Source organism: Providencia zhijiangensis, assembly GCF_030315915.2.
Taxonomy (GTDB): domain Bacteria; phylum Pseudomonadota; class Gammaproteobacteria; order Enterobacterales; family Enterobacteriaceae; genus Providencia; species Providencia zhijiangensis.
The window spans coordinates 1,627,075-1,649,326 of sequence record NZ_CP135990.1; the positions used below are offsets into that span (position 1 = coordinate 1,627,075).

The following is a 22,252-nucleotide window of genomic DNA, read 5'->3' on the forward strand; positions in this document are numbered from 1 at the left end:
GGAATGTAGGGTGAGGGCGTAAGTCGCGTTCACCCTTGAGAGTTGATTAGCTGCTTGCAAGTCCGATGGCAGCAAAGGTTAACATTCCGCCAGCAACACCTTCTGTAATGCGACGTTTTTTATCGCTATATTGTTGGCGATTATGCATCGATGCGAATATCATGCCGATAGCACCGTAAATAATGATACATGATGTGATAAAAGTCGCTGATAAGATTAAAGATTGTATTGCAACGCTTTCGGAAACATGGATAAAATTAGGCAAAATTGCGAAATAAACTAGTAACCCCTTAGGGTTAAGGAAGCTAGTGAGAAACGCTTTGCCAATCACAGCTTGCGTGGAAACGACGTTAATCTGGAACTTTCTCGATTTCATGGCCGATAGCAGCATACGGACGGCTAAGTAAGCAACATAGGCGACCCCCACCCATTTGATGGTTTGGAAGATAATCGGTGAAGTTGCAACAATAGCCGCGAGTCCAAGTGCCGCTAAAATGGCATGGGTTACATAGCCGAGAATAATACCCAAATTGGCTTTCCACGCAGCAGAGATTCCGCCTGATAACCCTTGTGATGAGATAAATAAAATATCGGGACCTGGTGTGCAAATCAAAGGAATGACAGTTGCACTAAACAGCAATAACGTTTGTAGATCCATCCAAACACCTCTAATTTATTATTATTTTCTTATGAAGAGAAAAAAGTTTGGTTATTATAGCTATTTCCCGTTGAAATTTGGTTGTTTTGTTGCTTGTCATGAATGTTTATTTGACATTTAATATCAAAAAATAAAAGCAAAAGAGGTTCGCATGCCAAAGACTACTGACTCGCATTATGCAGAAAAGCATGAGCTGGAACACAGCAGTTCATCCGCTATCAAATTAGATGCGATTGATAAACATATTTTGCAGGTGCTGCAACGTGATGGAAAAATTCAAAACGTTGAACTAGCAAAAGAGGTCGGCTTATCCCCGTCACCTTGCTTAAGGCGCGTTAAGCTGCTGGAAGATGCTGGCGTAATCAAACGTTATGTTGCGGTGTTGGATGGTGCAAAGATTGGCGCGGGCTTATCCCTGTTCGCACGTATTTGGTTTAAAACTCAAGATGCGCAAACCATTAATCAATTTGTTGCCGATATTCAGCAAATGCCAGAAGTGGTGGAGTGCCATTTAATGGCGGGTGAGTGTGATGCGCTAATCCGTATTGTGACGGAAGATATGGCTTCCTATCGCCGTTTTCATGCCGATTATTTGACGCAAATAAGCAGTGTGCAGAGCATCAAAACGGAAGTGCCGATGGAGACAGTCAAAGTGACGTATGCACTTCCTTTATAAGTTTTATAAGCTTATGAAATCCACTTATTTACCCTTCTAGACTGCTCAATAATCATAATGGATATTATTGAGCAGCTTGCCAATTTGTATTGACTACTTATTCATGAGTGGATATAGCGCCAGAGATATTATTCTGGACGCTCAGGGATTTCAGCAAGGTGCTCATAAATATTGTCAACAACGGTATTTGGCACACAGACAATCTTTGTCAGTTTCTTATCTTTGTTATAAACCTCAACCCCTGATTCTATTTTAGAGCCTGAATGAGTTGTAAAAATGGTATAGGTATAAGTGCCGTTTTTAAAATCGATTTCTTGGGAAGCTGCATAACCAGTATCTGTATCCGCATAGCGGGTTTGGAAAAAGCCCTGCGTAAGTTGTTTAGGACTACGGGTAATTTCAATATCAGGCTGTTGATTTAATTTTCCAAACTGGTACTGATACTGACCATTAATCAACGTCACTTTGACCTGACGGTCATTTTTGTTAACGCATTGAAATACAGTCACTGTGTGTGAATCAGCCAGTGCTGGAACAGACATGAGTACAGGTAATGCTAGAGCGAGTAGTGTACGGCGAAGTTTCATGGGATCCCTACCAATAAAAGAGTTATCAATATTTATGTTATCGGCATCATATTCAGATGCTCAAGAGAGAGTTTAGCATTTAAAATTAAGCTAAATGTATTGATGCCTCAAAAGCAGATTATTCCACACGGTAAGTTATCAATATTAGACAAAAGGCACGAATGTGGCAGGTAAGTGGAAAATTCTCTAAGACTTTTGGCAAGGATTAGATTATTACTATGACGTTTGTTAAATTAAGGGGAGTCATTTTAAAGTACACGAATGCTAATCGAATAATGATAAAATAGGGTAGAATATGTGTAATGGAACTCTCGCTATGCAGGTAAGAAATCGTCATTTACCGAATTGGCAAACATTAAAATTAATATTGAGTTCTTTGATTGTCTTTAATTTTTATTTAAATGTTAATCCAATCGTGAAATCCGATTATTCAATATTGATTGAAGTCTTTGATTGGGTATTAATCCCGATGTTTGTTTTTATCGCTGCATATTTAAGTAAAGGGATTTTATGGCAAGGTTGGCGAGCCCATTTAATCCCACCTTTAATTATCTATTTCACATTTCAAACGATAGATGCGATCCCGCTTTATTTTACAAATCGATTAACTATCGAAGAATATTTACTGTTTCCTCAAAATGGTGTTTGGTTTTTCTTAGCGGTACCGATATGGCAAGCCGTTTTTTTATTACTGCCCTCATTTATAAAGAATAATGTCGGGGGAGTGAATGTCACCTTGCTGTTATCCATCATTATTGCGTTTTTCTCCAAGATATACTTATCGGATCTTACTGGTTTCTCGGCGATTCTTCAGTATTTCCCATTTTTTGTTATGGCGTACTTTTGTGATGATAAAAAAATAATTTGGCTCAGGAAAAATGTATTTTTTATCGTATCCGCAGTAATCGCCTTGGTTGCGATTTATATTTATACCTCAGTAGATATTGAATCTGAGCTAATAAAAACTTTAGGGGGAAACCAACTTGCTTATCATTTCTTTGAGCATGTTTTTGCATTTCTAATGGGCGTGTTAATTTCTATTGCGGTGATTTGTATTGCATTATCGACTGAGCGATTTGTGAAAATAGCCAATAACGCATTAGGGGTATATTTAATTCATCCGATCATCTGTTTCTTACTATTGACTGGGTTAAATTCATTCCACATCGAAGCGGGTTTACCGCTTTTAATTTTGCTCACTCTCTTTACCATTATGTTAGCGTTAATTCTTGCCAAAAATTCGACCATTCATTGGTTTTTAAACCCTGAATTAAAGCCGAAAAAATAATAGAGGATAGTAAGATTAGGAACGGAAGGGGTCTATAAAATAAGGCTTACCGAACAATCTCGGTAAGCCTTTATTTAAGATCAAAATGGCTTATTTACGCAGGGCCTTAACTTGCTCAGGGGTAACATCACCAGTTTGCCCACCCCATTGAACGCGCAGGAAGTTGACCAAATCGGCAATTTGCTGGTCGTTAAGCTTGTCGGCGAAACCTGGCATGCTTTGCATGTTTTGGTTATTTGGGAACGCTTGCTCCGGCAAACCATCTAATACGGCATTAATGAGATTGGTGCTGTCCACATCACGCAGGGTCGAATTACCTTTCATCGCCACTGCCACATTAGGTTTACCGCTGCCATCATAGGAGTGGCAACCTGAGCAACTTTCCAGATAAACCTGTTTACCTGCTGCGTTACCATCACCCATCTTGAGCGGTAATGTAGCTGGTGGATTATCACCCATTAGGTAGGTCGCAATGGCCTTATTATCTTCCGGGGTTAAATGTTGCGTGCTGAGGTAAATAACCGGATGCATATCGCTGTAGGCTGAACCTTGCGGCGCTAATCCTGTCATGAAGAACTGCTGGAGATCCTCTTTTGTCCAGCCACGAGCAGCGAGGGCGTCAGGGGTAATGTCAGGAGCAGTGAAACGGCCTAATGCGCCGCCTTTCATATACTTATCTAGCTCCATTTCGCCGAGTGCGCCTCTTGGAGTGTGGCATTCAGAGCAGTGTTCAAGCACATTGACTAAATACTTTCCGCGTTCCCATTCTGGAGAACTGCCTTGGGAGCTATTCGGCAAAGGTTTATCATTGAAAAATAATAGGTTCCAGCCAATCATCGCCATGCGTTGGTTTAATGGGAAAGGCAGTGAGTTTTCTGGTGGTGCGACATCAACTGCCGGGCGACTCATTAAATAGCTGTAGATAGCGTCAGAATCACTGCGAGTTATCCCTTTATAGGAGGTATATGGCATCGCAGGGTAGAGGTTTTTGCTTGGTGGCGAAACACCCTCAGTTAATGCTTTATGGAACTCTTCTTTTGTCCAACGGCCAATCCCATAGTCAGCAGAAGGCGTTAAGTTACTACTATAAATAGTGCCAAAAGGCGTATCGAGAGGAAAACCGCCCGCTAAAGGCGCGCCGTTTGCGCTGGTGTGACATGCTGCACAGTCACCGGCAAGCGTTAAGTAACGACCACGCTCAATTTCCTCGGCACTCGCGGTGACTTTTTGTACAGGGCCGTCTGGTTTACGACTCTCATACCAATACAGAATCGCCCAGACGACGATAGCTATCGCTATCAACCATAAAATAATACGTTTGATCATTTTATCGTCTCCTTGATTAGTCCCGGAGTACTCATCACCACATCACGCACTGCTTCATAATAACGAACATAACCCGTACAGCGGCAAATGTGATTATTTAAAGCCGTTTTGATGTCTTCTTCTAGCTCTTCCTCGGCAATCGGGTTGCGTTGCAATTCTTCAACGAAAATTGTCGCCGCATTGACAAAGCCTGGGGTGCAGTAACCACATTGGAAACTAAAGTGATCGATAAACGCTTCTTGTACAGGGGATAATTTAACGTCACCATTTTCTTCTTTGGTGGCAGCCCCTTCGATGGTACGAATGCTTTTGTTGTTGAAAAAGTGTGCGCCTGTAATGCAGGTACGAACTTCTTCGCTGGTGCCTGATGGGTTATCCAAAATCACCACACAAGCGTGGCAAATACCTTGACCGCAGCCAAGTCGTGAACCCGTAAGGTCAACATACTCATGAAGAAAATCAATCATCATGAGACCTTCAGGAACATCCATCGGTCCATATTGTTGACCGTTAATGTTGATGGTGAGTGGTAGAAAATTTAGGCTCATGATAATACCTCTAGAATATCGTTAGGGCGAACAGGCAGACTCAAGAAATGATGCCCCGTTGCATCAGCAATCGCATTGACGATGGAAGAAACGACAGGGATCATAACAACTTCAGCGACCCCTTTTGGTGGGTCGGTATCGGATAACCCCGGCAGGATTTCGCTAGTTTGTTTCCAAACCGCAACATCATTTGCGAGGGGTAAGTGGTAACGGTTAAAGTTCCACGTTCCATTTCCGGGTCCATCTTCATAGAGAGGTAAATATTCATGGAGCGCATGACCAATGCCCATCGCTAATCCACCTTGGATTTGCCCTGAAACCAGTTGAGGAACAATTAAGTTTCCGCATTCAACCACAGTGTGGTGGTCGAGCAATTCGACATGACCGGTGGCTTTATCAATAGCAAGTTCAGATAAGGTAGCGACGGCGCTGTAATAGGTAACGCCAGCATTGTTTCTTTGAGTATCAGGGTAATACGCTTTTTGACGATGCCACACTTGATAATCTTTATTCGCAAAACGTAGGGAAAGACCATCAACAGGAAGGCGGCGGGTTTCATCATTAATTTTGAAATCAGCTTCAGCCCATTCCCAGCGGTTAAAGACATGGCAAACTGCGCCAGTTAAACCGCCCATCTCAAATGTACGGTCGATTAAGCGTTGTAGGCTCAGCACTTCTAGTCCATCAGCGGTGAGACCATTGGCAACCCAACGGGCATCTTCACGACGAACCACGAGTGGCGCTGCTTGTCCACCACCAATGCCTTCTTGCCAAATTGACATTGCCGCAGGCCACAGACCATATTCAAAGACTAATCGAGCGGCTTCTTCCGTACTGTGGGTGAAATAATAAGCGGAGTTACTGGCACTGGCTGGAGAGCAGTAATTTGGTGTCCAGAGCGGGTTAGTGGCGAGGCGCTCTTGTTCATCTTGCGCCATCGCAAATGGGTTTCCTGTCGAAATCATCGGCAGAACTGACCAATCTACAACTGAAAAATGAGCTTCTTCCGCAGGCTTACCTAACCACTTGGCACAAACTACGGCTTGGGATGTGGACATCCCCGTACCAATCTCTGCACCACTATGATAAATGGCTATTTTTCCTTCAGGCGTGAGTTCAACGCGCGCAAAGGAGGATTCAGCACCTGTACCGAAGTCTTTTTGAACGCAAGAAATGCCGGTACCAAATAGTTTGCCTGCATTTTTAGCTTCAAAGTCGGCTTTACGTTTCGCTCTTTCTTTCCACATTGGATGCTCAGCGCAACGGCTTAGCACTTCATCTGCGCGAATTGCACCACCGGGGATCGCCCCTTGGGTATTCTTCATTCCTGACTTGATGATGTTATTCAGGCGAAACTCAATAGGGTCGGCCTTGAGTAATTTTGCGGCTTCTTCCATGATCATGTCAGTGGCAGCCATAGCCTGTAACGTACCATAACCACGGGCAGATCCCGCATCAACCGCACGAGAAGCGATACCCACCGCAGATAAATCACTGCGAGGAATATAGTAGATGGCTTGGGCGCCGGTGGCCGCAACCATTACAACGGAAGGCGTAAAGTTACATCGACCGCCGCCATCCCCAATAAATGAGGCGGAAAGTGCTTCAATTTTATGGGTTTTCTTATTGACAGCGAGGGTGTAATCCATGTCAAACGCATGGCGTTTGATGGTGGATTGGAACTGTTCATAACGGTCATTGGCTAGGCGGATCGGAACGCCATCACCGTATAGGGTTGCCATCGCACCATAATAAGGGAATGGGGTGTGATCTTTCGAGCCATAACCCACCGTAAAGCATGGATGTAAGAATATTTGCTTTATCGGGAATTTGGATTTTGCGAGCATTTCAGGCAGTGATGCGGCCACTTCTTGCGGAGACTGGGTTGGGATCACTAAATGAAAAGATTGTGTTTTTGCATCGTACCAGCCATTGGCGTTATCAGGTTCGAGCGCAGAGGTATCAATTGATTGCGAGAAGTATTTACGCTTGATAACTAGCCAATCTTCCGGCGGATTTTCTAACTGTTTGGCGAGTTCATCCGCATAATACATGCCTTCTTGATCTAGCTTTCCACCTTCACGACCTTCAGGCCAGATAGGGAGATGCTTTTTCATACCAATCGGGGAGATAGGCATATCTTTCATGCTGGAATATGTATCAGGCGAGAATGGTGTTTCTCCGCCGATACGAACCCCACGATAAGTTCCCCAAGGATCTCGCTGTAATGGTCCCGTGTAAGCACCATATTGGATGACATCATCGTGGAATTTGAGTGTCTCTTTAGCGAAGTTAAATTTGGCAAAATCATGATAAATCAGTAACGCGACGGCTTGCCCTAAGTAAGCAGGGGTTTTTCCTGTCGGTAATAGTAAATCTTCACCATAGAACTCCGGGAAGGCGACGCCATCTTTTTCTAAATCACTGGCGGTAACAATACGGTCAGGCATTAAGCCATCATTAAGTCGTTCGAGATTAAAACCTTCGTAGATTTTATCGGCTTGGGTGACACGTAGAAGAAAGGCATGCCCTTGTTGTTTGGGCCAGTGAGGGATATCGCGGGCTCGAATATCTCTTGCAAAGACTTTTTCACCTTGCACTTTGGCATAGCCATCAATTCGGAATTTGATTTTTTTATCGACAGGGTTCCAGTCGGGAGCCTGAAGAATTTTTTCCTCGAATAGCACATCAAAAGCTCGGCTATACAAAGGGGCGATATAACAAGAGATCCCCGCAACAACAGCACATTTGATAAAGTGTCTGCGGGATAGTCCGACATGGTTATTGCTCATAATATACCCTTACACTTATTTTCATTGCTTCAATTATTATTTTTTATTTCATTGCTAGTTTCGTAATATAAATATTTATATATCCAATAATTTTCTATCGAAATATGAGTAGAATTGGATGGATAATAAAAATAGTGATTACCAGCATAATCTGCATATTATTATTTATAATATAAACAATAAAATTAATTATGTATAATGTAAACCATGAATATAGGTATATTAATATTAGCGGCAGGAAAAAGTGAGCGTTTTCAACGTGCTGGCGGTGAAGGAAGTAAATTAAATTATCGAATTGACCAACAAACTGTGTTCGAAAAAACGCTTGTAAATTCAATGAATAGTGAATTGCCTATTCATGTGGTCACTCGCGCTGATAATGTGGGTGTCATTAACAATTGTTTACATTTTAATATTCCATTTTCCGTATTAAATAGTCATGGACTAGGGGAATCGATTGCGTTAGGCGTAAAAAACACCTCTAATTGGAGTGGCTGGTTAATTCAGTTGGGGGATATGCCATATATTTCTCACGAAATATTTATTCGAGTTGCGAACGAATTAAAAAATTATTCATTAGTGCGACCTGTATATAAAAACATACCGGGGCATCCTGTCGGAATATCAGAAAAATATCGACAAAATTTACTTAATTTATCGGGCGATGATGGCGCAAAATCAATATTACGTCATCAATTGGTTTACGAAATGCAGATAAATGATGAGAATGTCATTAAAGATATTGATTATCTTCCAAATAAAAACTAAGAATAAAAATCAATAGGGACTGAATATGTTACGTGAAGATGTTTCCGTGATTTCTCAAGCAATTAAGTGGGCAACGGATGAGCCTGTCTGGTTATGCACTGTGCTGAATACGTATGGTTCATCGCCGCGAAGCCCTGGCTCTTTATTGGTCGCTAAAGGCGATGGGATGTATGTAGGTTCTCTTTCTGGAGGCTGTATTGAAGAGGATTTTCTGCAACGAATTCAGAAAGGCCATTATTTAAAAGATAGCCAAGTTGTTCGCTATGGTCAGGGTGGGGTGGAAGCCAAAGTCAATTTACCTTGTGAAGGGAGTTTAGATGTTCTTATCGAATATTTACCCTGTAACCCGCATTCTCATCAATACCTCTCACAGATTCAAACAGCACTGCTCGGTTATACCGCCATCATCAAAAAATTGACACTCCCCCTGCGAAGTGAAATCACGACGGTGCCAAATTCACAGCATCCCACTCACATTGAGCGCAATGGTGATGAGATCCAGTTTTATATCATGGCGCCACCCAAGCTAATCATTGCGGGTATCTCCAATGTCGGCGTTTACTGCGCTAATTTTGCGGTTACATTAGGTTTTGAAGTGATTCTTTGTGAGCATCGCGATGACGAATTGTTACGCTTTGCTGGGCAAATTGCTGAACAAGTTGAGATTAAAAAAATATTCCCTGCCCGATTTTTAGAAGAGAATCCAAGCGCATCCAATACCGCGATTGTGTCTTTGACTCACGACCCTCGTATTGATGATTTAACATTAATGGAAGCAGTGAACACATCTGCATTTTATATTGGCGCAATGGGCTCAACCCGAACCAGTGCTAAGCGCCGAGAGCGTTTATTAAATTCAGGGGGATTAACGCTTGAAATGATAGACCAGATCCATGCGCCTATCGGTATTCCAATTGGCAGTAAAACGCCACCAGAGATTGCGTTAGCGATTATGGCCGACATAGTGGCGCATAAGAATGGGCGGGGTTAATACAGTAGGGAATAGATGAACCCTATTATATTGATATCATCATTTGAGCGGGAAATTTAGGATAAGACTCGTTCATCGATTCTGATAGATAGACTATTCTAGGTATTCGCTAAAATCGATCCTACAGGGAGGTTACAATGTGGTATATCCATCCAACTCGGGCTCAATACACATTACTGTCACAGTACCTTTCTCCTCTAGAAGCAAGAATAGACGCGGGTTTGCTCAACTCTGAAGGAATTGATTCTCTATTATTAGACGAAAACATGGTCTGGAATAACCAAATGTATGCCCAAGCTATTGGTGGCGTTAAATTATTGGTACCAAAATGCGAGTTAGAGAATGCATTAAATGTCTTGGATAAACTGTACCAAGGTAAATTTGCGATCACAGATGAAGGTGAGGATGGAGAAGCTAAACCTAAAATCACGCAAAAAAATGGTGTTACCGACTATATGAATATGTTGCTGGTTTTTTTGCTTTTTTTTGTTACTGGGTTGGCATTACCAATTTCAAAGAGATGAGAGCAAAAACTAAGAAAATCAATATTTTTTAACATGTGAAAGGATTTACCATGCAATCAAAACTAATTTATCAATGGAAATATAAAAGACGAGCAAGACTATCTTTCCTAGGCGCGGAAATTTTTTGGATAATCGTTCTGAGTATCATTCAGGTATTAGTCTATCAATGGTATTTGGATTCACATCCCGAAGATGCTGAATTAGTGTTTAAAAGTAACTTTTATTACCAATTTTCTTTTAGCTTGTTTGGACTAATGGAATTAGTATCAGCGGCTGTTCAACTATATATTTTCTCACTTATTCTTACGCAACGAATTCGGGATATTGGCATTAAATATCCATTGGTCATTGCTCTTGCCTTTACGTGTTCATCATTGTTTATCACGCCACTAACGTTTATCAATCAGTCTAGTTTCTTGATGATTTTTATGGCTATTCAACTCATTTTTTCGTTGATTGTTTTATTTACGCCATCTGCGCGAGAAACAAAAACGAGTGTGAAGAATGATGTAATGAATTGAGCAATATAGTGGTTATTTGAAGTGAAGAATTGTGAGCTTAAATTAAAAAAGCAGCTTAAAACCAAATCAGTTTTATGCTGCTTTTCTCTTTAATAACGACTTTTTAATAAGAAGATATAGGCTTACACGTTAAACAGGAAGTTCAATACATCGCCATCTTTAACGATGTAATCTTTACCTTCTGCACGCATTTTACCGGCTTCTTTCGCGCCTTGTTCACCACGGAATTTGATGAAATCTTCGAATGCGATAGTTTGTGCGCGGATAAAGCCTTTTTCGAAGTCAGTGTGGATTTTACCGGCTGCTTGTGGAGCAGTTGCGCCAACAGGGATAGTCCATGCACGCACTTCTTTCACACCAGCGGTGAAATAAGTTTGCAGGTTTAATAATTCGTAACCTGCGCGGATCACACGGTTCAGACCTGGCTCTTCAATACCTAAATCAGCCATAAACTCATCGCGCTCTTCATCGTCAAGCTCGGCGATGTCAGATTCGATAGCAGCGCAAACCGGCACAACAACAGAACCTTCGGCTTTAGCGATTTCGTAGACTTTGTCTAAGTATGGGTTATTTTCAAAACCATCTTCATTGACGTTGGCAATGTACATGGTTGGCTTCAGGGTTAAGAAGCTTAAATAACGGATTGCGGCTTTATCTTCAGCCGTTAAATCTAATGAACGCAGCATGCCAGCTTGTTCTAAGTGTGGCAGGCATTTTTCCAGCGCTTCTAATTCCGCTTTTGCGTCTTTATCGCCGCCTTTTGCGCGTTTTTGTACGCGGTGAATAGCACGCTCACAAGTATCTAAGTCAGATAATGCTAATTCAGTGTTGATCACTTCGATATCGGCTGCTGGGTCAACTTGGCCAGCAACGTGGATGATATTGTCATTTTCAAAACAACGAACAACGTGACCAATCGCTTCCGTTTCACGGATGTTAGTCAGGAATTGGTTACCAAGACCTTCACCTTTCGATGCGCCTTTTACCAGACCCGCGATATCAACGAATTCCATCGTGGTTGGCAGGATGCGCTGAGGCTTCACAATTTCAGCTAATTGATCAAGACGTGGGTCTGGCATTGGCACAACACCCGTGTTTGGCTCAATTGTACAGAAAGGGAAGTTGGCTGCTTCGATGCCGGCTTTGGTCAATGCATTAAACAGAGTGGATTTACCCACGTTAGGCAGACCAACGATACCGCATTTAAAACCCATATGTTTCTCACCTTAATAGCGGGGGCAGGCGAGTGCTGCCCCCAATGTTTAGAAAATTGGCGCTGATTATACACAAAAACTCGTGTTTGATGAAATCAACTCTTAGGCTGTGGCTTTAAAACCATGTAAGCGATTGATAGCTTTGTCCATTCCGTCGGATAACAGGATGTCCGTGCAGCGCACAGATTCATCAATTGCATCATCAATAAGCTTCTGTTCAGACAGCGGTGGCTTGCCTAACACGAAACCAACAACTTTGTTTTTATCGCCTGGGTGCCCAATACCAATGCGTAAGCGGTAAAAGTTCGGGTTATTGGCAAATTTACTTTGAATATCTTTTAAGCCGTTATGTCCGCCGTTACTGCCACCGAGTTTCATTTTGGCTACACCTGGTGGTAAATCGAGCTCATCATGGGCGACTAAAATTTCATCCGGATTAATGCGATAGAAATTGGCTACTGCTGCGACGGATTTACCGCTCAAGTTCATAAAGGTGGTCGGAACCAGCAAGCGAATATCATTGCCATTAAGATTGATGCGAGCCGTATAACCAAAAAATTTAGGCTCTTCCTTTAACGATTGGTTATGGCGTTGTGCCAGTAAATCAACATACCAGGCACCAGCGTTATGGCGGGTTTGCGCATATTCAGCGCCCGGATTGGCTAATCCAACAATTAATTTTATTTTACTCACGGGGACTTTTTCACTGTCAATGTATAGAAATTGGCGACTAGTTTACCTCGTGTCGGAGTGGATGTACAAAATTGTCATTGATAAGATTGCACCAGTGATAATTAGTTTGTGAATTATTCGTCAATACCATCATCAGTTGTTAAATTGATTAAAAGCACTTTTTGAGTAGATATCCTTAAAGTCTTCTATACATGTGAAGCTTATCGCAAATAATTTTACTTAAAGAGCTATACTCTTTACATAAATATAAAGTTTTATCGAACTTTTCTTTAATGCTTGCGTATCAGTTTACTGATATTGGAGGTAGATATGAAACGGAAAATGGTTACTCTCATTGGTAATGGCTTGATGGGTTTGGGTATGGTGGTGATGGGGGGAAGCATCGGTTTAAACCTGTTTTCTCATATTGTTGATTTAGGGTTGTCCGATGACATCATCAATGGCTCTCTGTTTGGGATCTTTATCGGTGCGTTGGTTTGGTTAGTGGGCGCAAGAATGGGCGGTAAAGAGAAAGTGGAAGACCGTTACTGTTTGGTGAAACGTCAATTTCATTCCCGTAACGATAACCACCGCTACCCATAGTGAGTTAGGCTGAAATTCATCGATGGATATCCTCAATGAACAGAAATGAGTCATTGAAAAATAGATAAAATCTAAATAAGAGTGAAATTCACTACGTATGATTTCACTCTTATTTTTTGCCTGAAAAAGTAGGCTTTAAAAGAGCGGTTTTTTGAAAAGCCCAAAATAAAGCCCCTACGGTTGATGAACAACAGTAGGGGCGCTACTTATAAATTTTTGTATCGTGACCACAATGAATGTGGTGCGATAAAGCACATTTCCCGTCTCAATAATTTCATGAAAAACGACTGAAACTAGGATGTTAAAACGGGGTCATTAAGACCCCGCTTTAGAATTAGTGCTCGAACATCGCAGAAATTGACTCTTCATTGCTGATACGGCGAATAGCTTCGGCCAGCATGCCTGAAAGGGTCAGGGTGCGAACTTTGTTCAGCGCCTTGATTTCAGGAGAAAGAGGAATTGTGTCACAAACAATGACTTCATCAATCACAGAGTTTTTGATGTTGTCTACAGCATTACCTGAGAAGATAGGGTGAGTTGCATAAGCGAATACACGCTTAGCCCCACGTTCTTTCAGCGCTTCAGCTGCTTTACACAGTGTGCCACCAGTATCAATCATATCGTCAACTAAGATACAGTCACGACCAGAAACGTCACCGATGATGTGCATGACTTGAGAAACGTTTGCGCGTGGGCGACGTTTGTCAATGATTGCCATATCAGTATCGTTCAGTAATTTCGCGATTGCTCTAGCACGAACGACGCCGCCGATGTCTGGAGAAACAACGATTGGGTTTTCTAAATCTTTCTGCAACATATCTTCCAGAAGGATTGGGCTACCAAATACGTTATCTACAGGAACATCAAAGAAGCCCTGGATCTGCTCTGCGTGTAAGTCAACAGTAAGAACACGGTCAACACCCACACTTGACAGAAAATCGGCAACAACTTTAGCGGTGATTGGTACACGGGCAGAACGTACGCGACGATCCTGTCTTGCATAACCGAAGTAAGGGATAACAGCGGTAATACGACCAGCAGATGCACGGCGCAGGGCATCGACCATAACAACGAGTTCCATCAGGTTGTCATTGGTTGGTGCGCAAGTTGACTGGATGATAAAAATATCACCACCGCGAACATTTTCATTAATTTGAACACTGACTTCGCCGTCGCTAAAACGACCAACAGCCGCGTCTCCAAGATTAGTGTAAAGGCGGTTAGCAACACGTTGTGCTAGTTCCGGTGTAGCGTTACCAGCAAAAAGCTTCATATCGGGCACGAGAAAAACCTCAGGCTTGCGTCCAGAGAGATATTGTTGACCAACAGCAATGATGGATAAGTCATTACTATCGGTGCAATACACGGGTTATCCCAGCGCGGAATTTGTGCACAGGAGAAACATTCGCTCCTTGAGCGACGAATCCTTGCACCCACGATGGGGATTTATTTAACACCTTCAGGGCATCCGCTTGGGTTTCAAATTCAGAAAACACACAAGCGCCTGTTCCTGTTAGGCGAGACGGAGCATATTCTAACAGCCAAGAAACGAGCTGTTCAACCTCACGAAAACGTTTTCTTGCGATCGGTTCACAGTCATTTGCATACGGAGCCAGTAATAATGCGGCTAAAGAGCGTTTTGGAGAATTTCTATTTAATTCTGGATCTGTGAAGATCATCGGGGTTGAGATTTCAATTCCGGGGTGTGCGACTAAATACCAACGCTCTTTTGGTTCTGCGGGTGTTAAAATTTCGCCAATGCCTTCGGCAAAGGCAGCATGACCGCGAACAAAAACGGGGACATCGGCACCGAGGTGTTTACCTAATTTGGCTAAGACCTCATCAGAAACGTGAGTTCCCCAATGCTCGTTAAGCGCAATCAGCGTTGTCGCCGCATTTGATGATCCGCCGCCAATTCCACCGCCCATCGGCAGCACTTTGTGGATGTGAATATCTGCACCTAACGCCCCTTGATGATTGAGGGTTTCGCGACAATAGGTTTGCAAGCTTTTGGCGGCTCGAATGATTAAGTTTTTTTCGACATCTACGCCCGGCATCGGGGTGAGTAAATTAATTTGATCATCCGAACGCGTGGTAAAGGTGATTTCATCACCATAATCTAAAAATTGAAACAGAGTCTGTAGCTCATGATAACCATCAGCTCGCTGCCCGGTAATGTATAAAAAAAGATTCAATTTTGCCGGTGATGGCCACGTTAACGTCATTTTTTCAGTGTCCAACTATCCATTTTTAACTTGATGACTTTATCTCCTTGCTTCAGCTCCATGTGGTTCGGTAGCATTGGCGAGGTTTTAGTATCGTAAGAGAGATAATCCAATTTCCATGTTTCGCCATTGATTTTAAACGTCACGGATTTGAGCAAATGGTTACTATCAAGGATGTATTCAGTAGCGCGTCCCGGTGAGCCGACCAACCAAGCGGTGAGATCGTCAATAGGTATATCCATGCCTGTTAACTGATAAATTAACTCACTCGGCACATCACTCATGTGAGTTTGCCCATCTTTAGTCGTTAATTTGGTTAAATCAGGCTCTACACTGAGTTCCAGTTCACGCGTGCCTAATGGGTTAGTCAGTAATAAACGGTATTTTTCTGGGGTATATTGCTGCCAGAAAAACTTCGCGTAAGTTTTGGTTTCTGTTCCGGTACCTTGACCGCCAATGTACACAAAGGAGCCACGAGTTTGATAGTCACGCAGTTCAACCACTTGCGATTGATGGGCTGTCCACTGCGCATCCGTTGAGGATGAAGTACCTTTCGTGGTGTCTTGAGAGGTAGTCACACAGGCAGTCAGCAGCAAGCAGGAAAGGGGCATTAATCGCCAAAAATTTCTGGCTGGGCGCATAAACGACAGAGCTGAAGAAAGTTGCATATCGGTTCTCAAAAGGTAATTTTCAGGAATATTGCGCTAATCTGTAGTGGTTATCAATGAAAACCTACTCAAAAGTAGGGAATTTGCTTTCTGTGCCAAATAGCGGCATCCTTGATGCATCTTATTGATATTGATATCAGACAGTCCGATAATCAACGTAAATTTTGGTGTGCATCATCTTTCTGATTGTTGATGATAGGCTAACCGTAGAAACAGACGCGTTAATCATCTACAATATACGAATATAAATCGCAGTAATGAGCTAAATACTAGCATCATTCTGACAAATAAATTAGCAATGTGAGCAATGTGAGTAAGTCGTAAGCACAATGACCCTATTAGCCTTAGGCATTAATCATAAAACAGCACCAGTGGCTTTGCGTGAGCAAGTCGCTTTTGGTCCTGAAAAAATCGACTACGCACTTGAGGAGTTACTGAAGCAACCTCAAGTGAGTGGCGGCGTTGTGCTGTCTACCTGTAACCGAACTGAACTGTATCTCAGCCTTGAGTCTCAAGAAAAAGCGCAGGAACAGTTAACTAAATGGTTATGTGATTTTCACGGGATCACCGCCAAAGATCTGCAACCTAGTCTCTATTGGCACCAAGATGCGCGCGCAGTCAGCCATCTTATGCGCGTAGCAAGTGGGTTAGATTCGCTGGTTCTTGGTGAGCCTCAAATTCTCGGTCAAGTGAAAAAGGCGTTTGCGCTTTCACAAGATAATCATTCTCTATCTAGCGAATTAGAGCGCTTATTCCAAAAATCGTTTTCTGTGGCTAAACGTGTGCGAACCGAAACTGATATCGGTGCGAATGCGGTCTCTGTCGCTTTTGCGGCTTGTACACTGGCGAGACAGATTTTCGAATCACTCAAACATTTGAATATCTTGTTAGTCGGGGCAGGGGAAACCATCGAATTAGTCGCACGTCATTTGCGTGAGCATGGCGTACAAAAGATGATGATCGCTAACCGAACGCTAGAACGAGCCGAACTTCTCGCCAAAGAAGTGAACGCGCAAGTTATCTCATTAGCCGATATCGATAACCGTTTAGCAGAAGCGGATATTGTGATTAGTTCAACGGCTAGCCCGCTACCAATTATTGGTAAAGGGATGGTCGAACGTGCGATGAAAGTACGACGTAGTAAACCTATGTTATTGATTGATATCGCAGTTCCTCGTGATATCGAGCAGGATGTAGAAAAACTCAGAGATGTTTATCTCTACACTGTTGATGATCTGGAATCCATCATTGCCCAAAACTTGGCGCAACGTAAAGCTGCCGCGGTTGAAGCGGAATTTATTGTTGAGCAAGAAAGCGGTCATTTTATGGATTGGTTGCGCTCACAAGCCGGAGTCTCTACAATTCGCGAATACAGAGAGCAGGCGGAAGCAATTCGGGCAAGCATGACCGAAAAAGCACTTGCAGCCATTGCCCAAGGTGCCAACCCTGAGCAAGTGATTATGCAGCTATCACAACAGTTAACCAACCGCCTGATCCACGCTCCGACTAAATCTTTGCAGCAAGCTGCGGGAAATGGGGATGTTGAGCGTCTAAATCTACTTAGGGACAGCCTAGGGCTGGACCATCAATAACCACTTTTTAATCATAGGTCTGATATAACGAATGAAGCCTTCTATTGTCGCAAAACTAGAAGCATTACAAGAACGCTACGAAGAAATTGAAGCGCACCTTGCTGATGCGGGTGTGATTGCTGATCAAGACCGTTTTCGTGCTTTATCAAAAGAATATGCTCAATTAACGGATGTCGCGAAGTGTTTTACTGCGTGGCGCACCGTTCAGGATGATATCGAAACAGCCCAAATGCTGTTAGATGATCCTGAAATGAAAGAGATGGCTCAAGAAGAGCTAAAAGAAGCTAAAGAGCGCAATGAAGAGCTAGAGCAACAATTGCAATTGTTGTTACTTCCAAAAGATCCTGATGATGAATATAACTGCTTTGTGGAAATCCGCGCGGGCGCGGGTGGCGATGAAGCGGCAATTTTTGCGGGTGATTTATTCCGTATGTACAGCCGTTATGCGGAAAGCAACCGCTGGCGTGTTGAACTGATGAGCACCAGCGATGGTGAGCACGGCGGATACAAAGAAGTTATCGCAAAAATTTCGGGTGATAGCGTGTATGGCCGCTTGAAGTTTGAATCCGGCGGTCACCGCGTACAGCGTGTTCCTGAAACGGAATCACAAGGTCGTATTCATACCTCTGCTTGTACTATCGCTATTTTGCCTGAACTGCCAGAAGCGGAATTACCGGAAATTAGTCCAGCGGATTTACGTATTGATACATTCCGTTCATCGGGCGCGGGTGGTCAGCACGTTAACACCACCGACTCCGCAATTCGTATTACCCACTTACCAACGGGTATTGTGGTTGAGTGCCAGGATGAACGTTCACAACACAAAAACAAAGCGAAAGCGATGTCTGTGTTGGGTGCGCGTATTCGCCAAGCTGAAATGGATAAACGCCATGCAGCAGAAGCTTCAGAACGCCGTAACTTATTAGGTTCCGGTGACCGTTCTGACCGCATTCGTACATATAATTTCCCACAAGGTCGAGTCACTGATCACCGTATTAACCTAACGCTGTACCGTTTGGATGAAGTGATGGAAGGAAAACTGGATACATTAATTCAGCCTATCATCAACGAATACCAAGCTGATCAGCTTTCTGCTTTATCTGAGCAGGACTAATGCGTTATAGCGAATGGTTACAGCAGGCAGTCGTCAGACTGTCTGCCAGTGATAGCGCTAAACGAGATGCGCAGATCCTGTTGCAACACACAACAGGGCGCAGCCGTACCTACATCCTCGCTTTTGATGAAACCGAACTCACTTCCTATGAACAACAGCAATTAGAGGCGCTATTAGTTCGCCGTGAACAAGGAGAGCCGATTGCCTACATTGTGGGTGAACGAGAATTCTGGTCACTACCGCTGTATGTTTCCCCCGCAACCTTGATCCCACGTCCAGATACCGAATGCCTTGTCGAGCAAGCGTTAGCACGCCTTCCTCAAGACGTCTGTCGTATTTTGGATCTTGGCACAGGAACGGGGGCTATTGGGTTAGCCTTGGCGTCAGAGTTACCTAATAGTCGTGTAACGGGCGTGGATTTTAATCCCGATGCGGTGGCGTTAGCGCAACGAAATCAACAACGTTTAGCCATTTCAAATATTCAGTTCTCACAAAGTGATTGGTTTACTTCACTCCCCAATGAACTATTTGATATGATTGTGAGTAATCCACCTTATATTGATGAGAGTGATATTCACTTGAGCCAAGGTGATGTGCGTTTTGAGCCATCAACCGCGCTGATTGCTGATGAGCATGGTTTTTCAGATTTAGCACACATTATTGCCACATCAAAACAATACCTAAAACAACAAGGGTGGCTGCTGCTTGAGCATGGTTGGCAGCAAGGTTTAACAGTGCGAGAGCTGTTTAATGAAAATGGGTACACCAATGTCGAGACCTGTCTGGATTATGGTGGTAAAGAGCGAATTTCCCTTGGCCAATGGAATGGTTAGGCGGGCAATTGCAGTGGAATTGTAATGAAAACAATAGCAAATATTGAGTTTAATCAGTTACCGTTAAGCGAAGGCATTATGATGGTTTCACAAATCATTCGTGCCGATTTCCCCTTTATGCAGGTACAAACGCAATTAGATGATTTAGTCGCTAAAGCGCGTGAAGCAATTGATTTGACTGCTGATAATCAGTCAAAGATAGAGCAGCTGATTGCACTGTTTTATGGTGAGTGGAAATTTGGTGCGGCGCACGGTGTTTATGCGCTATCTGATATGCTGTGGTTAGATAAAGTTTTAGTTTCTAAGCAAGGTACTCCGGTCTCTCTTGGCTCAATTTTCTTATTTATTGCTGAGCAGCTTGATTTAGAGATTGAAGCTGCAATTTTCCCGACTCAATTACTCTTTGTCTCGACAAAACGCGATGGTTCCCAGTGGTTTATTAACCCTGTTAGCGGTGAAACCTTGTCACAACACACATTAACGATGTGGCTAAAAGGCACGGTTGATCCATACTCCGAATTTATTTTTGATGAATTGGATGTGGCTGAACATAGTATTATTGTTCGCAAAATTTTCGACACATTAAAAGCGGCGCTGATGGAAGAGAAAAAAATGGAGATGGCATTAAAAGTCTGTGAGACATTGCTGATCCTCGATCCTGAAGACCCTTATGAAATTCGCGACCGAGGGCTTATCCTCGCTCACTTAGATTGTAACCATGTGGCGCTGAGCGACCTTAACTATTTTGTTGAGCACTGCCCAGAAGACCCCGTGTCGGAAATGATTAAGATCCAAATTTATTCGCTGGATAACCTTCCAGTTGTACTGCATTGATTAACGTATAGACAGTTTTTGTCTTCCTATAAAGGGTAAGAGTATGCAACAGAAAGTAGTCAGTATCGGTGATATTAAGGTCGCAAACGATCTGCCATTTGTTCTGTTTGGTGGCATGAACGTACTTGAATCTCGCGATATGGCGATGAAAGTGTGTGAGCATTATGTCACTGTGACACAAAAATTAGGCATTCCGTATGTATTTAAAGCCTCTTTTGATAAAGCTAACCGATCATCTATTCACTCTTATCGTGGACCAGGTCTGGAAGAAGGTCTGAAAATCTTCCAAGAAATCAAACAGACTTTTGGCGTGAAAATCATTACCGATGTTCATACTCCAGAGCAAGCTCAGCCAGCTGCTGAAGTGGTTGATGTTATCCAATTACCTGCATTCTTGGCACGTCAAACTGACTTAGTTGCAGCGATGGCGAAAACCGATGCGGTAATTAACATCAAGAAACCTCAGTTTATCAGCCCGGGACAAATCGGCAACATCGTTGAGAAATTCATCGAAGGTGGCAACGATAACATTATCCTGTGTGACCGTGGTGCAAACTTTGGTTATGACAACTTAGTAGTTGATATGCTTGGTTTTAATGTCATGATGCAAGCTTCTAACGGTTGCCCTGTGATTTTTGACGTAACGCACTCACTGCAATGCCGTGACCCATTTGGCGCAGCATCAGGCGGTCGTCGTGGTCAAGTTGCTGAACTGGCAAGAGCAGGGATGGCGGTTGGCTTAGCAGGTCTATTCCTTGAAGCTCACCCAGATCCAGATAACGCGCGTTGTGATGGTCCTTCTGCATTACCATTAAACAAATTAGAGCCATTCTTACAGCAAGTTAAAGCCATTGACGAAGTTGTGAAAAGCTTTCCTGCGTTGGACACCAACAGCTAATCATCGTTTCAAATGCAATTAAATGATGTTGTTTCCATGTTCGGCGCTGATCTCCAGCGCCGATATGGTGAAAAAATCCATAAAGTCACCTTACATGGTGGCTTTAGCTGCCCAAACCGTGATGGTACGTTGGGGCGAGGTGGCTGCACATTTTGTAATGTGTCATCCTTCAGTGATGAGAAACAGTCCGAACAACCCATCACCCTTCAAATCCAGCAACAAGTCTCTCGAATTTCCCGCGCAAATCGCTATTTAGCGTATTTTCAAGCTTATACCAGTACTTACGACGAAGTACATCGTTTAAAACAGTTGTATGAAGAAGCGCTACAACAGGCGGATATGGTTGGCTTATGCGTAGGAACTCGCCCTGACTGTGTGCCTGAAGCGGTGTTATCGTTACTGTCGGATTATCGCCAACAAGGCTATGAAATTTGGTTAGAACTTGGCTTACAAACTGCTCACGACAAAACATTGCACCGTATTAATCGCGGTCATGATTTTGCTGCTTATCAAACGACCACCCAAAAAGCCCGAGCACTGGGGCTCAAGGTTTGTACTCATTTAATTTGCGGTCTGCCAAATGAAAATGCTGTCATGAATATGCAGACGTTAGAGGCGGTTTTGGCGTGTGGCACAGATGGCATAAAACTGCATCCGTTGCATATCGTTGAGGGTAGTATTATGGCAAAAAGCTGGCGAGCAGGTCGCTTAGAAACCCTATCTCTAGATGAATATACCGCAACCGCAGGGGAGATGATCCGCCATACGCCAACGGATATTCTGTACCATCGTATCAGTGCTAGTGCGAGAAAACCGACATTATTAGCGCCACAATGGTGTGAAAATCGTTGGGTAGGTATGAACAGTTTGTACCAATATTTGCTTGCTAATGGTGGGCAAGGCTCTGCGTTATAGCGTCT

Annotated in this window: 23 protein-coding genes; 13 read left to right on the forward strand and 10 right to left on the reverse strand. The window is 43.2% G+C overall.

Going from position 1 to position 22,252, the window contains the following annotated elements; translation table 11 throughout:
• Window positions 1-46 precede the first annotated feature (46 nt).
• A complete protein-coding gene (locus QS795_RS07435; protein ID WP_286271833.1) occupies window positions 47-658 on the reverse strand; it encodes a LysE family translocator in 612 nt (203 codons plus the stop codon).
• A gap of 151 nt (window positions 659-809) precedes the next feature.
• Between QS795_RS07435 and QS795_RS07440 the strand changes: the two genes are divergently transcribed.
• Window positions 810-1,334, forward strand: a complete 525-nt coding sequence (locus QS795_RS07440; protein WP_286271834.1) for an Lrp/AsnC family transcriptional regulator — start codon at window positions 810-812, stop codon at window positions 1,332-1,334.
• Window positions 1,335-1,462: 128 nt separating this feature from the next.
• Here QS795_RS07440 and QS795_RS07445 read toward each other — a convergent pair whose 3' ends face one another.
• On the reverse strand, window positions 1,463-1,921 hold the full coding sequence (locus QS795_RS07445) for a hypothetical protein (protein WP_286271835.1): 459 nt from the start codon (window positions 1,919-1,921) through the stop codon (window positions 1,463-1,465).
• Between the two features lie 295 nt (window positions 1,922-2,216).
• On the opposite strand from QS795_RS07445, the gene QS795_RS07450 reads away from it, so the two are divergent.
• On the forward strand, window positions 2,217-3,209 hold the full coding sequence (locus QS795_RS07450; RefSeq protein WP_318627112.1) for an acyltransferase family protein: 993 nt from the start codon (window positions 2,217-2,219) through the stop codon (window positions 3,207-3,209).
• 90 nt (window positions 3,210-3,299) lie between these two features.
• Here QS795_RS07450 and QS795_RS07455 read toward each other — a convergent pair whose 3' ends face one another.
• From QS795_RS07455 to QS795_RS07465, 3 genes are read right to left on the reverse strand one after another with little or no spacing between them, the layout of a single operon-like run.
• Entirely contained in the window at window positions 3,300-4,535 is a 1,236-nt protein-coding gene (locus QS795_RS07455) for a c-type cytochrome (RefSeq protein ID WP_286271840.1), read from the reverse strand.
• Window positions 4,532-5,083, reverse strand: a complete 552-nt coding sequence (locus tag QS795_RS07460; protein WP_318627113.1) for a (2Fe-2S)-binding protein — start codon at window positions 5,081-5,083, stop codon at window positions 4,532-4,534. Before QS795_RS07460 ends, QS795_RS07455 begins: the two co-directional genes overlap by 4 nt.
• Window positions 5,080-7,875 carry a xanthine dehydrogenase family protein molybdopterin-binding subunit gene (locus QS795_RS07465; protein WP_318627114.1) on the reverse strand — a complete coding sequence of 932 codons (2,796 nt, stop codon included), beginning with the start codon at window positions 7,873-7,875 and terminating at the stop codon, window positions 5,080-5,082. Before QS795_RS07465 ends, QS795_RS07460 begins: the two co-directional genes overlap by 4 nt.
• 207 nt (window positions 7,876-8,082) lie before the next feature.
• On the opposite strand from QS795_RS07465, the gene QS795_RS07470 reads away from it, so the two are divergent.
• The 4 genes from QS795_RS07470 (at window position 8,083) to QS795_RS07485 (ending at window position 10,679) form a co-directional block, all read left to right on the forward strand.
• The gene (locus QS795_RS07470; RefSeq protein ID WP_286271845.1) at window positions 8,083-8,643 is read left to right on the forward strand and encodes a nucleotidyltransferase family protein; all 561 of its coding nucleotides are present in this window, start codon (window positions 8,083-8,085) and stop codon (window positions 8,641-8,643) included.
• A 25-nt stretch (window positions 8,644-8,668) separates the two neighbouring features.
• Window positions 8,669-9,634, forward strand: coding sequence for an XdhC family protein (locus tag QS795_RS07475; RefSeq protein ID WP_286271846.1), 966 nt, complete (start codon window positions 8,669-8,671; stop codon window positions 9,632-9,634).
• Between the two features lie 137 nt (window positions 9,635-9,771).
• Complete coding sequence (locus tag QS795_RS07480; RefSeq protein ID WP_318627115.1) at window positions 9,772-10,158, forward strand: hypothetical protein; 387 nt, start codon at window positions 9,772-9,774, stop codon at window positions 10,156-10,158.
• A gap of 50 nt (window positions 10,159-10,208) precedes the next feature.
• Window positions 10,209-10,679 carry a hypothetical protein gene (locus QS795_RS07485; RefSeq protein ID WP_318627116.1) on the forward strand — a complete coding sequence of 157 codons (471 nt, stop codon included), beginning with the start codon at window positions 10,209-10,211 and terminating at the stop codon, window positions 10,677-10,679.
• Between the two features lie 122 nt (window positions 10,680-10,801).
• On the opposite strand, the gene ychF is transcribed toward QS795_RS07485, so the two are convergent.
• Both ychF and pth read right to left on the reverse strand, forming a co-directional pair.
• Entirely contained in the window at window positions 10,802-11,893 is a 1,092-nt protein-coding gene (gene ychF, locus QS795_RS07490) for a redox-regulated ATPase YchF (RefSeq protein WP_036954672.1), read from the reverse strand.
• Window positions 11,894-11,995: 102 nt separating this feature from the next.
• Window positions 11,996-12,586 carry an aminoacyl-tRNA hydrolase gene (pth, locus tag QS795_RS07495; protein WP_036954667.1) on the reverse strand — a complete coding sequence of 197 codons (591 nt, stop codon included), beginning with the start codon at window positions 12,584-12,586 and terminating at the stop codon, window positions 11,996-11,998.
• Between the two features lie 309 nt (window positions 12,587-12,895).
• Here pth and QS795_RS07500 point away from each other — a divergent pair, with 309 nt between their 5' ends.
• Window positions 12,896-13,168 carry a DUF2583 family protein gene (locus QS795_RS07500; protein ID WP_154638228.1) on the forward strand — a complete coding sequence of 91 codons (273 nt, stop codon included), beginning with the start codon at window positions 12,896-12,898 and terminating at the stop codon, window positions 13,166-13,168.
• Window positions 13,169-13,502: 334 nt separating this feature from the next.
• Here QS795_RS07500 and prs read toward each other — a convergent pair whose 3' ends face one another.
• The 3 genes from prs to lolB all read right to left on the reverse strand — a co-directional run bounded on the left by prs (window position 13,503) and on the right by lolB (window position 16,034).
• Window positions 13,503-14,450: a ribose-phosphate diphosphokinase gene (prs, locus tag QS795_RS07505; RefSeq protein ID WP_006661866.1), complete on the reverse strand. Its 948-nt coding sequence runs from the start codon at window positions 14,448-14,450 to the stop codon at window positions 13,503-13,505.
• Between the two features lie 67 nt (window positions 14,451-14,517).
• The gene (gene ispE, locus QS795_RS07510) at window positions 14,518-15,393 is read right to left on the reverse strand and encodes a 4-(cytidine 5'-diphospho)-2-C-methyl-D-erythritol kinase (protein WP_286271853.1); all 876 of its coding nucleotides are present in this window, start codon (window positions 15,391-15,393) and stop codon (window positions 14,518-14,520) included.
• Window positions 15,390-16,034, reverse strand: a complete 645-nt coding sequence (gene lolB, locus QS795_RS07515; RefSeq protein WP_318627180.1) for a lipoprotein insertase outer membrane protein LolB — start codon at window positions 16,032-16,034, stop codon at window positions 15,390-15,392. The genes ispE and lolB overlap by 4 nt, the downstream gene beginning before the upstream one ends.
• A gap of 356 nt (window positions 16,035-16,390) precedes the next feature.
• Here lolB and hemA point away from each other — a divergent pair, with 356 nt between their 5' ends.
• Genes hemA through mnmL form a run of 6 tightly spaced genes read left to right on the forward strand, consistent with a single transcriptional unit; the run spans window position 16,391 to window position 22,247 of the window.
• On the forward strand, window positions 16,391-17,653 hold the full coding sequence (gene hemA / locus QS795_RS07520; protein ID WP_286271855.1) for a glutamyl-tRNA reductase: 1,263 nt from the start codon (window positions 16,391-16,393) through the stop codon (window positions 17,651-17,653).
• 31 nt (window positions 17,654-17,684) lie between these two features.
• The gene (gene prfA, locus QS795_RS07525; protein ID WP_006659989.1) at window positions 17,685-18,767 is read left to right on the forward strand and encodes a peptide chain release factor 1; all 1,083 of its coding nucleotides are present in this window, start codon (window positions 17,685-17,687) and stop codon (window positions 18,765-18,767) included.
• Window positions 18,767-19,600, forward strand: a complete 834-nt coding sequence (gene prmC, locus QS795_RS07530) for a peptide chain release factor N(5)-glutamine methyltransferase (RefSeq protein WP_286271857.1) — start codon at window positions 18,767-18,769, stop codon at window positions 19,598-19,600. Before prfA ends, prmC begins: the two co-directional genes overlap by 1 nt.
• 24 nt (window positions 19,601-19,624) lie before the next feature.
• Window positions 19,625-20,434, forward strand: coding sequence for an invasion regulator SirB1 (sirB1, locus tag QS795_RS07535; protein WP_181478568.1), 810 nt, complete (start codon window positions 19,625-19,627; stop codon window positions 20,432-20,434).
• A 43-nt stretch (window positions 20,435-20,477) separates the two neighbouring features.
• On the forward strand, window positions 20,478-21,332 hold the full coding sequence (kdsA, locus tag QS795_RS07540; protein ID WP_154603938.1) for a 3-deoxy-8-phosphooctulonate synthase: 855 nt from the start codon (window positions 20,478-20,480) through the stop codon (window positions 21,330-21,332).
• A gap of 12 nt (window positions 21,333-21,344) precedes the next feature.
• On the forward strand, window positions 21,345-22,247 hold the full coding sequence (mnmL, locus tag QS795_RS07545) for a tRNA modification radical SAM protein MnmL/YtqA (RefSeq protein ID WP_286271861.1): 903 nt from the start codon (window positions 21,345-21,347) through the stop codon (window positions 22,245-22,247).
• Window positions 22,248-22,252 lie beyond the last annotated feature (5 nt).